This window comes from Acidovorax sp. GW458-11-26-14-TSB4 (assembly GCF_059423865.1).
This window is the reverse complement of the sequence record NZ_JBWKYR010000013.1, coordinates 1-13,193: the sequence shown is the minus strand read 5'-3', so window position 1 is coordinate 13,193 and position 13,193 is coordinate 1. Positions and strand designations below refer to the sequence as shown.

General features: G+C 63.3%; 9 protein-coding genes. 2 read left to right on the top strand and 7 right to left on the bottom strand.

Features of this window, described 5'->3' with window-relative positions; genetic code table 11:
- Positions 1–210 precede the first annotated feature (210 nt).
- The 7 genes from AC07X5_RS22645 to AC07X5_RS22615 form a co-directional block, all read right to left on the bottom strand.
- Complete coding sequence (locus tag AC07X5_RS22645; RefSeq protein ID WP_494771931.1) at positions 211–2,097, bottom strand: hypothetical protein; 1,887 nt, start codon at positions 2,095–2,097, stop codon at positions 211–213.
- Between the two features lie 61 nt (positions 2,098–2,158).
- The gene (locus AC07X5_RS22640) at positions 2,159–4,027 is read right to left on the bottom strand and encodes a hypothetical protein (RefSeq protein ID WP_494771930.1); all 1,869 of its coding nucleotides are present in this window, start codon (positions 4,025–4,027) and stop codon (positions 2,159–2,161) included.
- Entirely contained in the window at positions 4,024–4,392 is a 369-nt protein-coding gene (locus tag AC07X5_RS22635) for a GtrA family protein (RefSeq protein ID WP_494771929.1), read from the bottom strand. The genes AC07X5_RS22640 and AC07X5_RS22635 overlap by 4 nt, the downstream gene beginning before the upstream one ends.
- Complete coding sequence (locus tag AC07X5_RS22630; protein WP_494771928.1) at positions 4,389–5,126, bottom strand: class I SAM-dependent methyltransferase; 738 nt, start codon at positions 5,124–5,126, stop codon at positions 4,389–4,391. Before AC07X5_RS22630 ends, AC07X5_RS22635 begins: the two co-directional genes overlap by 4 nt.
- Positions 5,116–6,075: a glycosyltransferase family 2 protein gene (locus AC07X5_RS22625; protein ID WP_494772036.1), complete on the bottom strand. Its 960-nt coding sequence runs from the start codon at positions 6,073–6,075 to the stop codon at positions 5,116–5,118. Before AC07X5_RS22625 ends, AC07X5_RS22630 begins: the two co-directional genes overlap by 11 nt.
- A gap of 638 nt (positions 6,076–6,713) precedes the next feature.
- Positions 6,714–6,899 (bottom strand): hypothetical protein, encoded by a 186-nt coding sequence (locus tag AC07X5_RS22620; RefSeq protein ID WP_494771927.1) that lies wholly within the window; start codon positions 6,897–6,899, stop codon positions 6,714–6,716.
- Between the two features lie 437 nt (positions 6,900–7,336).
- Complete coding sequence (locus AC07X5_RS22615; RefSeq protein WP_494771926.1) at positions 7,337–7,477, bottom strand: hypothetical protein; 141 nt, start codon at positions 7,475–7,477, stop codon at positions 7,337–7,339.
- Between the two features lie 284 nt (positions 7,478–7,761).
- Here AC07X5_RS22615 and AC07X5_RS22610 point away from each other — a divergent pair, with 284 nt between their 5' ends.
- Positions 7,762–12,333 carry an RHS repeat-associated core domain-containing protein gene (locus tag AC07X5_RS22610; RefSeq protein ID WP_494771925.1) on the top strand — a complete coding sequence of 1,524 codons (4,572 nt, stop codon included), beginning with the start codon at positions 7,762–7,764 and terminating at the stop codon, positions 12,331–12,333.
- A gap of 13 nt (positions 12,334–12,346) precedes the next feature.
- Positions 12,347–12,784: a hypothetical protein gene (locus tag AC07X5_RS22605; protein ID WP_494771924.1), complete on the top strand. Its 438-nt coding sequence runs from the start codon at positions 12,347–12,349 to the stop codon at positions 12,782–12,784.
- The last annotated feature ends 409 nt before the right edge of the window (positions 12,785–13,193 follow it).

Sequence of the window (13,193 nt, the reverse complement as noted above, 5' to 3'; positions counted from 1 at the left end):
CGGGTGGTGTGCAAGGCGCGGTAGCTCGGCTATTGGCAAGCGCCGCAACGCCGCACACTGGCTGCCAAAGCCGCTGCCCTTCGGGTTGGAGCGAAATCGGGCCGATGCATCCGGAATGTTTGGCGCCTCGGCTGCTTGCATGGGCACCAGCCCCAGCGGCGCCGGAAGAGCGCTTGGGTTATTGCCCGAAGCCAGCCTGCCGCAGGCTGCTTATCCGGCCTGACTCTCCTTCCGGGTCGCCTCGGGTATCAGCGCATCGTCGCATTCCTGGTGGCCTTTCACGGGCAGCAGCAGGTACTGGTGCTGCTGGCCCGCCAAGTGGCCCAGCACGACGGCGCAGCGCATCTTGCTGGCCGTCTGCGCCATCTTTTCGTCCGCAAACTCCAGGGTGGCTTCGAAGCCCGACATCAGCAGACCCGGTTGCTGCAAAGCCTGCACCACGTCCGGCCTCTCGGTGCTCACCAGCGACTCCAGGCGGACCTTGATGTCCGGGGAGGCGACGCCCATCACCATCTTGCGGCCGGTGCCCAGGGTCGGCGTCCAGCCTTTCACCCGCATGTGGCGGCCTTCGACGGTGATCGAGTCGATCGAGCCCCCGTAGCCATGCGCCACGCGCGGGGGCGGGGCGTCGATGGGGAAGGCATGCGTGGCATTGGCCAGGTGGGCTTGCAGTATGGACTCCTGCTCTTCGGTCGGCCGGCTGTCCAGCGGCACCAGGCACAGGCAGCCTTCGTCCCATACGCGGACGCGGGCGCGCTCGGCCGCATCGGCCGGTTCCCTGCGCACCAGCGCCGGCTCGGGATGCGTCTTGCCAGGCTCCAGGCGCTTGAGCGCCGCGTACGCATACATGATCTGGATGCTGGTGGAGGTCGCGGAGACGAGTTCGTAAGGCACCAGCAATTGGCCGGGCGGCGGGTTCAGCGCAAAGGCATAGTGGGTATCGAACATGGTGTTGGCGGCACGGTCCTCCTCGCGCTGCGCCAGGGACTGCATCCCCACTGCCGCGGCAAAGACGAGCCAGGCCGCGGCGTGCCATCGCCCCAGGGCGGCGGGCCACTTCAGGCTCCACAGAGCGCACAGGGCCACCCAGGGCGCCCACAGGTAGCGCGTATGGCCGACCGGATCCACGCCAGGCTGCACCACGAAAAGCAGCGGAAAGACCACCACCACGGCGACGGTGCCCACCCCCACCAGCATGGCCAGGCGCCCGCGTGCCGGCTGTGCGGCCAGGCCAGCCACAAGGCATGCCAGGCACAGCAAGGCCGCGGTGATGCCCAGCACCCCGTCGCCCACCAGGCCGCTGACGAGCAGGTGCACCAGCTTGGCTGCGAATGCGGGCAGATCCGGCCAACTCCCAAGTGCGCTGCCGTGGTACCCCCCCATGCCGGAAAACACGCCGATGCGCAGCACGGCATAGGCCCCGGCCACGGCCAGCGTGGGCAGCGCGAAACGCCAGCGCGCCATGTTCCAGGACGGGTCCCACGCCGAAGGCGGGCCCGAGACGGCAGGCGCACCTGAAGCCCCAGACGGCGAACGCCCAGGCAGCGGCAGCAGCAGCGTCAACGCGACCCAGGGGACATAGATCTCCTTGCACAGCGCGGACAGCAGGTAGAACGCCGCGGCCAGCAAGGCCCAGCGCCACTGGGCCCGCTGCACGGCATGCACATAGGCCCACAGGCCCAGGCAGGCGAACAGCAGCCCGTCCAGATAATGCCCCACCATCAGCTGCTGGGCCATGTGGGCCGACGGGGCGCCCAGCAGCAGCAGGGCCGCAGGCAGCAGCGCCTGCCAGCGCCCCAGCCAGTGGCGCAGCAGCAGGTACAAGCCGCCCGCTGCGCCGGCCAGCGACAGCAGGTGGTGCAGGTAGTAGGGAAACGGGTCCAGGCCGAACAGGGCATGGTTGACCTGGTACATGAACAGATTCCAAGGCGCCACCTGGTTGCCCGACGCCACCCGGGTCACCTGCGGGTCGAAGAACACCGACCACGGGCTGTACATGCTGACGTTGAACAGGTGCAGGCCATCGTCCCAGCGCCAGTAGCCCTGCAGGGCGCTGCTGTGCAGCGCGAAGCTCAGCAGGCACAGGGTGCCCAGCACTGCCAGATTGCGCCTCCAGGGACTTGGTTGGGGTGTGGCCTGGTTCTGCATTTTTATCCTGTTACATGCGCCGGGTGGCTGGGGGCATCAGCACGCCAGCGCACTGCTGCGGTCGGCCCGTGATCGGCAGCAGCAGAAACTGGTGCTCCTGCCCCGGCAGTTGCCCGGGCACGATGGCGCACAGCGCAGTGCTGGCGGCCTGCGCGGCCTGGGCGCTTGAAAAATCCAGCGTGGCCTGAAAGCCCGACCCCAGCATGTCGGGGCGTTGGTGCGCACCGGCCACATCGGGGCGCTGCACGCCGGTGATGGTGACCTGGGGCGTCTCGGCAAAGCCCGTGAAGAACAGCTTGCGCCCCGGCCCGGTGGTCGGTGTCCAGCCCGCCACGCGCACCTGCCGGTCGGCCACGGTGAGGGTATCGATGGCACCACCCCATGCGTTGGCAAGGTAGGGCAGGGGGCGCCGCACGGGTACGCCAAACGCCTGGCTCGCAAGCTGCGACTGCAGCGCCGCCTGCTGGTCTGCGGGCGCCAGGCTGGCCAGGGGAGCAAAGCAGCGGCAGCCGTCCTGCCAGACCTGGATGCGGGCGCGCTCGGCGGCATCCGCAGGCTCCTGGCGCAGCAGCGCCGGCGCCGGGTGCGCCGTGAGGGGCTCCATCCGCTGGCGCGCCGCGTAGGCGCTCATGGCCACGGCGCTCAGGTAACCGGGCGAGTTGAACTCGGCGGGCAGCAGCACCTGGCCGGCCGGGGGCTGGAGCACGAAGCCATAGTGCGCGTCGAGCATGGCCTCGATCGGGCGGTCGTGCTGGCGCTGCGCCAAGGACTGCTGCGCCGCCGCCGCGACGAAGACCAGCAGGGCTGCCGTGTGCCAGCGCGCCAGCCGCTGCGGCCAGGGCAGGCACCACAGCACGCACAGGGCCACCCAGGGAATGAACAGGATGCGCCCGTGCAGCATCCACTGAAAACCCGGGCGCGCCACGAACAGCAGCGGAAACACCACCACCGTGGCCGCAGCCGCCAGCCCCACCGCGGCGCGCAGCCGCTGCCCCGGTGCGGACTGCGACGCCAGCGTGGCGGCCACGCAGGCCAGGCACAGGGCCGTTGCGACCCAGCCCAGCACGCCCGCACCCAGCAGGCCTTCGGTCAGCATGCGGGCGACGGTCTGCAGCACGCCGGGCACGTCCTGCCAGCCCTTGAGCGAACTGTCGTGGTAACCGCCCGCGCCCGAGAACACCTGGATGCGCACCACCGCGTAGCCCAGCGCCACGGCCAGCGAGGGCAGGGCATAGCGCCAGCGTGCCACCATGCCAGGCGGCGAGCCTGCGGGCAGCGGCACGAACAGCGTCAGCGCGATCCACGGCACGTACACCTCCTTGCACAGCGTGGACATCAGGTACAGGGCCGCGGCCAGCACCGCCCAGCGCCATTGCCCGCGGCGCACGGCATGCACGTGGGCCCACAGCGCCAGGCAGGCAAACACCAGCCCGTCCACGTAGTGCCCCACCATCAGCTGCTGGGCCATGTGCACGCTTGGAGCGCCCAGCAGCACCAGGGCGGCGGGGAGCAGCGCCCTCCAGGGGCTGAGCCAGTGGCGCAGCAGCAGGTACAGCGCGGCTGCGGCCAGGGCCAGCGACAGCAGGTGGTGCAGGTAAAACGGCATCGGCCGCATGCCGAACAGGGCGATGTTCACCTGGTAGATGAACAGGTTCCACGGCGCCAGCTGGTTGCCCGAGACCGCACGCGTCACCTCAGGGTCCAGGAACACGGACCACGGCGTGTACTGCGTCACGTTGAACAGGTGCGTGCCATCGTCCCAGCGCCAGTGGGCCTGCAGCGCGCTGCCATGCAGCAGCAGCGTCAGGGCGCAGAGCAGGGCCAGGGCCAGCAGGCCCATGCGCCATGCCGGTGGGGGCAGGCTCTGAGAAGGGGTCATCGATAGGTGAAAGTCCGGTGGCCGATGAAGCTGAAGGCCGGCACGAACACCACCACCAGCGCGATGCCCAGCGCATAGTGGCCGCCCGCGCGCTCCACCAGCCAGGCAATGGCCATGCTCATCAGGCCGGCCGTGCAGGCCACCAGCGCAAAGCGCCCGGCCGTCGCAGCGCCCAGGCGGGCGCCAAAACTGAAGCGCGTGTTGGCCACATAGGACAGCAGCGTGGCCACCACGAAGGCCACGCCATTGGCCACAGGCGGGCGCGTGCCCAGCCACTCGATCAGCAGCGTGGCCACGCACACGTGGGTGAGGGTGGACAGCACGCCCACGGCAGCAAAGCTGATGGCCGAACGCGCAAGGCTCACGCACGCACCCCCAGCACCGCAATCACCGAGGTGCCGAACGGCAGGCCCATGCGCGCCACCAGCGGGCGCTCGGCACCGAACAGGGCGCGCAGCGTGCGGTTGAGCCAGGGCGCGGGCAAGGCCGTGTCGGCATTGCCGCCCTTGCGCCCGGTGAGCTTGGCCGCCAGCCGGGCCAGCGCGATCAGCGGGAACAGCACGGTATTGAAATAGCCCACGCGGTGCACCGCCAGGCCGGCCCGCTCCGCCTTGGCGCGCAGCCGGCCGGCGGTGTAGCGCCGGTGGTGGTGGTGGTCCACATCGTGGTCCGACCAGAGCCACTGGTAGGCTGGCACCGTGACCAGCAGCCGGCCGCCGGGCTTGAGCAGGCGGGCGATGCGGGCCAGGGCCGCATCGTCCTGCTCCACATGTTCGAGCACGTCGAGCAGGCAGACCAGGTCGAAGCTGCCATCGGCAAAGGGCACGGGCTCGGGCAGGCCCCCGGCCTCCACCGGGCACAGGCCCAGGCTGGCCGCGGCGGCGCGGGCCTCGGGCGCGTACTCCATGGCGCTCAGCGTGCCGTGGCGCGCCAGCATGGCCAGGTTGCCGCCGGGGCCGCAGCCGATCTCCAGCACCCGCGGCTGGCCGGAAGGCAGGGCCAGGCCGTCGATGACGGCCGAGAGAATGTCGCGCCGCGCGGCAAACCACCAGTGGGTCTGCTGCACCGCGGCCATCTGGGCAAGGAGTTCAGGGCGCATGGTGGTGTTGCTTCGGTGTGTCTTGCTGCGCCGGAGATCCGTCCTCGCGCACGATGTAGATCGGGCGGCCCTTGGATTCCATGTAGATGCGGCCCAGGTACTCCCCCAGCACGCCCAGGCCGATGAGCTGCAGCCCGCCCAGGAACAGCACCACCGTGATCATCGAGGCATAGCCCGGCGCATCGCGCCCGAACAGCAGCACCTGGCCCACGATGAAGAGCCCATAGCAGAACGCCAGCAGCGCAACCACCAGGCCCAGGTAGGTCCACACACGCAGCGGCACGGTGGAAAACGAGGTCAGCCCCTCCAGCGCCAGGTTCCACAGGCCCCAGCCCGAGAATTTCGTGTCTCCGGCCGCGCGCGCCGGCCGGGTGTAGGGAATCGTCGCCTGGCGAAACCCCACCCAGGCGAACAGGCCCTTCATGAAACGGCGCCGCTCGGGCAGGCGCTTGAGCGCATCCACCACCTGGCGGTCCATCAACCGGAAGTCGCCCACATTGGGCGGTATCGGCGAGTCGGAAATGCGGTTGTGCAGGCGGTAGAACCACTCCGACGTCTTGCGCTTGAGCACATGGTCGGCGCTACGGTCCGTGCGCTGGGCCAGCACCACGTCAAAGCCCTGCTGCCACAGGCGCACCATCTCCAGGATGAGCTCGGGCGGGTCTTGCAGGTCCGCATCGATGGGCACCACCGCCGCACCCCGCGCATGGTCGATGCCGGCGGTCAGCGCCGCCTCCTTGCCGAAGTTGCGCGACAGGTCGATCACCCGCAGGCCCGGCACCGTGGCGGTGAGCGCCTGCAGCCGCGCCAGCGTGCCGTCGCGGCTGCCATCGTTCACGCACACGATCTCGAAGGCCAGGCCGGTCTGCGCCAGCACCGGCAGCAGCTGCGCGAAAAAGAGGTCCAGCGTGGCCTCTTCGTTGAACATGGGGCAGACCACGGACAACAGGGCAGGGGCGCCGCTGCGATCAACCGCGGGCCGGCTTGGCGAAGGGAAAGAAAATGTGGTGTCGTTCAATGGGACTTCGGGGGTAGCATGCCCAGGGTGTCACAAAGTGTTGCGGGCGGCGCAGTGCGCGAATCTTTGAAGATACACCATGCGGCATGCTGGCTGCAGCAAGCGGCACGGGTCATGCGTGACGGTGATCACCCCCACCTTCCGAGTAGGGCCTGTTCACCCTGTTTTCGGGGTCGGGAAGGCCCTTGCCAGGGTGCCAATCCAGGCGCGTGACGCAGCGTGTGCCCTTGCACAAGCAAGGAGCGCAACGACTGTGGCGCGCCGGCAAGGGCCTTCCCTTCAGGTTGCCCGGCGCTGGGGGCCATCTGCGGCGTTGCCCGCGCTTGCAAGGCGCAAGCCTTGCTGCGCACGGGCGCCTTGCATCTAGCCCCCAGGCCGGGGCGCGACTCGGTTCTGTGGTGGTCGTTCTCGACCTTTGCGCGCAACCGGGTCAAGTTTGCGGGGCTGCGGCGCGACTCGGCCTATGCCCACCTGCAGTGGGCCGAGATCACCAGGCCGGCGCAGGCGCGGGAGTTCATCGGGCGGCTTGCGTGCTCTGAGCAGTGCGCAAGGCGAGGCGCCGCGCTGCCTCATATCGAATCATCATTGTGCTGCGCCCACACCGGCGCCGCCGCCTCGTGCGACTCGACCCCGCGAAAGAACGCGGCACCCAGCACCAGGTAGTCTGCCGTGCCTGGCCCCTGCCAGCCCATGAACTTGGGCCGGTGCACGGCAAAGCCGGCGGACGATTGCGCGTTGCGGTAGGGTACGGCCATGGTGAGGGTGGTCGAACTGGCCGCCGGCTTGGCGTACGAGCGCACCAGAATGATCAGCGCATCGGTGCGGCCCGAGGGCAGGGTGACGAAGCCGTCGTACAGGGCGTGTCACCGCCCATTTCACCCCCGCGCTGGCCCCGGCATGCGGATGGATGCGCGAAGCGCGGCGCAGCCAATAGCGAGCTATTGGCAAGCCGTGCGACAAAGCAGACGCCGCATGCCGGGGCCAGCCCGAAGGGAAAGCCTACAGCGCGGCGCATTGCGGCGTTGCCCTTCGCTTGCGTAGCTGGGCTACGCGGCACTCAGGGCGCCTTGCACTGCGCCGCGCTGCAGGCTTTCGCGGGGGCGAAATGGGCGATGACACGCCCTTGCCGCGCGCTCCGCCTGGCCCGGGTTCTGGTCCAGGTAGTCCTGCGCCTGGGCCACGCCTTCTTCAGCTAGTCCGCCGCAAAGCGCAGCATGTTGCGCCCATAGGCTGCTGACTCCTGTGCCAGCATGGGCGTCAGGGGCTCCCCCTCGGCCACGCACCAGATGCCGTGTGCGGCAAAGAAACCTGCGAGTTCAAGGGCGCGTTCCATGGAGCTCCTTCCTACTCTTGGGGCAGGTGGCGGCATTCTGCATGAGTTGAATGGGACTTGGCATGTGCATTGCCGCCTGCAACATGCAACTCTGCCTGACGGGGGCTGACCAGCTCTCTGGGTCGTCATCGCCCAAATGGGTGACGCCAGCAAACTACGTTTTACAAGATTTGAACATTCTGTTGCATTAAATTTGTGGATTTTATAAATATTTTACGTGTGTTTGCTAAAGTGGGGTGCAGAGGGTTTTGCTGATATTTTCGGTGGAAGATATATTTGAATAAATGGGAAAATGGGAAATGGGAGGGGTTGTGAGTATTATTAATTGCATTGCAAGGTGTGCAATATTTGCTGTGACCATTGCAGCGGGTGCTTCTGCTGCGCAGGAAGTGCAAATTAAGAAAAAGGCAAAAGTTTATTATCTAACTTCTGCTGGTGTTAATCCTGGTTATGCGCGCCATGAAACCTTGTCGTCGGCATTTGCCGACGTTCAGGCTAGGTATGCCTCGTGGAGTGTGAATGGTATCGTATATGAGGGATTCAATCTAAGGCCTGAGCCGGAGTATCCGGTCTTTAGCGGTATTCCAACATCGTACAAGTGGGATGTGCGGCGCACGACCGCGCAATGGACTGACGTGTCCATGGATAGAACCATACAGGCATACGGTTATTGTGATCAAAATGGTATCGTATATCCTTCCGGGCGTGAATGGGTGTTTTATCAGGATGCGGTGAAGAAGGAGTGGGGATGTGTCAGAACTATAGATGTAACACCGTTGCTTCCTCCCCCACCTCCGCCAGAGCCTCCAAGTGGTGACAATGGGGGAGGTAGTCCTGGTGGTAATATGTGCGCGGCACCAGGAATTGGCGGTGGCGGCGGAAATAGGCCAAGCTTTGATTTTTCAAATCAAAGCTTTTCAAAAGCAGATGGGGGGATTGTCGGAAATCCAATTTTTCCGGTAACAGGCGAAAAAGCCCAGACTGAGGTAGATCACCCCAGTGGATCGATGTTTGGCCTTCAGCTGAATCGCCTGTTCCGTAGCAGCCGGGTCAAAGCAGTTGAGAATGAAAACTCAGGGCTGGGGTTCGCATGGAGCCACAATCACCATGCTTATTTGAAACACATCGATGAAAATGTGCTTCAAATGTATTTGCCTGATGGTGAGCGTTTTAATCTTGTGAGAGATACCTTCGAAGAAGTCCCAGGCCCCTGGCGTATTCTTGGTGGCAATGACGTCTTTTTAAAAATTGGTGAGGACTATCAACTGCGCAGAGCCGATGGCAGTGTGCTGATCTTTAGAAATGATCTTCTGGATTCGAATACAAGAAAGAATGGCTGGAAGACCCAGTACACATACAACACCAACAGGTTGTTGAAACAGGTTCGCAACCACGTTGGCCAGACTCTGGACTTCAACTATGACAACGCAGGCAAGCTGACAAGTGTTCTGCCGTCAAACGGGTCGTCCATCAGCTATGCATATGATGCAAATGGCAGGCTTCAGACGGTGACCTATCCAGGCGGAGAAACCCGAGGATATCACTACGAAAGCACTTTCAGTCCCCATTTTCTTACCGGCATCAGCATTCAAGGACAGAGGTTTGCCACATTTTCATATGATCAGGCTGGCCTCGCGGTGAGCACTGAGTATGCGGGCGGTGTCAACAAATATACAGTTTCGTACCCAAGTTTGGGCACCAGTGCGAACGTTGTTGATCCTTTGGGTCAAACCCGAAATTATCGATACGGGCGTAAAAATGGTTATTTCGCGGTAACGGATGGTAGTGGCTATTCGGCGCTGGGACGTCCGGATGCGCAGACGCGCAACCAAAATAGCGATGGGTTGATTGGCTGGGAGAGCGATTTCTACGGGATCTTCACCACCTTCCAATGGGACACCGCCCGTCGGCTGCCTTTGAGCGTAACGGAGGCCTATGGCCGCCCGGAAGCAAGAACCACCACTACCACCTGGCATCCGGACTTGCCCCTGCTTACGTCCATATCCAATTCCGCACGAACCACCAGTTATACCTATGACAGCGCCGGCAATAAGCTGACCCAGACTATCGCCGAAGCTGGAACTGGGGGTGCTTCCCGTACTACGGCATGGATCTACGACGCCGCTGGACTTGTTGCCACCGAAACCGCCCCAAATGGCGGGATCACCAGCTATGCGTATGACACGCTGGGCAACCTCACCCGGCGCACCAATGCCATCGGCCACATAGATAGCTACACCCACGATTTGGGTGGTCGGGTGCTCAGCCACACCGCTCCCAACGGCTTGGTGACCACTTATACCTATGACAGTCGTGGCCGATTGCTCAGCAGCTCCGGTGGGGGGCTGCTGACTGCACTCACCTACAGTCCCGGAGGCCAGGTGGCATCAGCCACTTTGCCCCACGGGCATAGTGTGACCTACACCTATGACGCTGCCTTTCGCCTGACCGGCTGGAGCGACAATCGGGGCAACTCGGGGACCTATGTGCTCGACAGCATGGGCAATCGCACCAGCGAGCAAGTGCGCAACGGCCAGGGCCAACTGGCGTGGCAATTGGCCAGAACCATCAGCTCCATGAACCGTGTCACGGCCGAGGTTGCCGGAGCACAGACTGCCACGCGCTACAGCTTCAATTACAACGGAGATGTCTCGACCGTCAGCAATGACCTGGGGGACCGCACCAGCTATACGAGAGATAGCTTGCGCCGTATAGCGCAAATTGAAAGTCCTGAATTCTGGCGGTATACCGTCTCTCTGACCTACGACGCTCTCGATGCCGTCACCAAGGTCTCTGACTTCAATGGGGTCGTGACGAACTACACCCGCGACTCGCTGGGCAACGCCACTTCAGAAACCAGCGCCGACAGCGGCAGCAGCAGCACCCAGTACGACTCCCTGGGTCTGCCTGCCAGCATCACCAACGCCCTGGGCCAGGCCACCACCATCACCCGCGACCTGCTGGGCCGCCCCACCTCCATCGTGCACAGCGGCGGCACCACCACCCTGCGCTACGACCAGACCCCGGCCAGCAAGGGCTACCTCACCGAAATCGAAGATGCCAGCGGCCTGACCACCTACCAGCGCGACGTGCACGGCCGGGTGACGAGCCAGACCCAGAAGCTCATCAACAACGACACCCGCACCCTGGCCTACAGCTACGACGCCACCACGGGCTTGCTCGCCAGCACCACTTACCCGGGCGGCCAGGTACTGCAGAACGTCTACGACGCCACAGGCCAACTCACCGGCCTCACCTGGGCCGGCCAACCCTTGGTCAGCGGCATCACCTGGAGCCCCCTGGGTCAGCCCACCGGCTGGAGCTGGAACCTGCCCGGCGGCGCAGCCACCATCCCGGCCACCCGCACCTACAACACCGCGGGCCAGCTCACCGCCACCGAGTTCAGCAGCTACGTCTACGACGCCGCAGGCCGAATCACCAGCTTGACGCAATCGCTGATGCAGCCCGCCAGCACAGATGCGCAAGCCAGTACGGTGACCCAGGCCCCCGCCACCTGGACGGTGACCTATAACCGCGCAGGCCGCATCACCGGCTTCACCAAGACGGCCACCGATGCCGTTACCTACACTTACGACCCCAACGGTAACCGCCTCACCAGCAGCCAGCAGCGCGCAGGCACCACCACCAACCGCAGCTACACCCTGACGGCCAACCGACAGACCGGCTTCAGCCAGACCCAAACAGGTGCCAGCACCGCCAGCACCAGCGTTACCTACCAGTACAACGCCGCCGGCGACCTGCTGAGCGACGGCCTGCGTACCTTCCAGTACGACAGCCAGGAACGCCTGGAAAAAGTCACCACTGGCACGGGCGCAGACGCCCCCAGCACTCAGTACGCCCACAACGCCCTGGGCCAGCGCGTGTTCAAGACCGAACCGCTGTTTGCTGCAAGCTCGGGCAGCGGCGGCTCCGGCTCGGGCAGCACCACCAGCGGCAAGAACCTCAACAACCTCCTGGCCGACCCCGAAGACCAGGAAGAAGCGGAGAAAGAACAGGACAAAGGCCTGATCCAGACCGCGTACGAATTCTTCACCCGTCTGTGGAGCCCCGGCAGCAGCGACGCGCAAAAGCTCGGCTTCGCGTATGTCTACGGCCAGGACGGCACCCTGCTGGGCGAATACGGCATGGGCGGCAGCAACAGCAGCGGCACCACCCAGTACATCTACCTGCCGACTGCCAACGGCCCCATGCCCATTGCCGCCATCGTCAATGGGGTGGCGTATGCCGTGCACAGCGACCACCTGAACACCCCGCGCAAGTTGACACAGGCCGACGGCCAGGTGGCCTGGCAATGGGCGTACAGCGCCTTCGGCGACGAACAGCCCACCCTGGGATCCAAGCGCTTCACCGACGCAACCACCAACCCCACCACGGGCACCACCCCCATCCCCGAGGTGACCTTCAACCTGCGCTATCCGGGGCAGTACTACGACAAGGAAAGCGGGCTTCACTACAACTACTTCCGCAGTTACAGTGCGGAGAGGGGGCGGTATACGCAGGCTGATCCGATTGGACTGGATGGTGGGTTTAATCGGTTTGGGTATGTGGGGGGCAACCCGCTTCTGAGCATGGACCCTCAAGGCCTTTTCCCAGTAGTTGCGGTTGTTGGAATCGTAGGCACAGGAGTTGGAGCGTACTCCACTCTGTCCGCTGTTAAACAGTGTGAAAGAACTTGTGAACTTACACAAGGTGATTCAGTTAAAGCCTGCGGCGACCCCGAAAGACAGGATATTCTTGATGGGGATAGACTGCGCCGAGTTGCGAACTGTAAGGCTAAATGTACGTTGACGAATGTTATTTTGGATGTTTTTACGAATTACATCATGCCAAAATAGAGGGTGGCTTTTGATGAATAAAAAATGGAATTTAGTGGCATCGACTGCGCAAGGCGTGTTGTTGGCAATTCTTTTGCTTGAAGCTTTTGGCGCGGGCTTGGTGGCTGTTAATTGGTGGATATATCGCGATGGGCTATTGCTGGGGGCGATGGATAAATTTTTTGCTGCGATTGTGATACTTTTTATGACAATAATTCCTATTTTTGGGGTTGTTGTTTTAAGTGCTTTGAGGGGTGTTGTAAAATTCAATTTTATTGGAGTCTCATTATTTTCATTATTTTCTTTGTTTTTTTATTCATTTCTTGTTATTTTTTCTTTTTTCCCTGTTGATTTTCCGTGGACTATGGATATTATTTTGGGAAAGAGCTTTGATTTGATGATTGGTCTTTTGTCTTTTTTTGTACTACTTGTTTGGTCCTTAATTGTGCGCCGCAATAAGTCGGTGGAGTGATTTGCAAAAAATGCTAAGGCCCATGAGGCTAGCGAGACAGGCGAAGTGATAGTTGATCTACTGGCTCTGCCCACCGAGATTGATCGGACTGTTCAACGAGCCAAAGAGTTTGGCTTTCCGAGGTTGTCGAAGGCGAGAGGAAAGTGGGTTTAGCTGCGCATCCATCTCCTTGAACATCTCGGGTGCTGGCAGGGCCTGTTTCCAGGGCATACTCGATCTCGCGCAGGCGTAGCCATGGCGCGCGCATCGGGCGCTTTCACCATCAGGGGGCGCCATGTCCCCAAGCGTGGAACAGGCAACTATTTCACGAAACGGTGCCCGGGCGCAGGCGCTGGGGAACCTCTCAATACCCAGGTTTCCCGCTAAAAGCCGAGCAAACACCACTTCCAGCTCGGACACAGCCTGACCC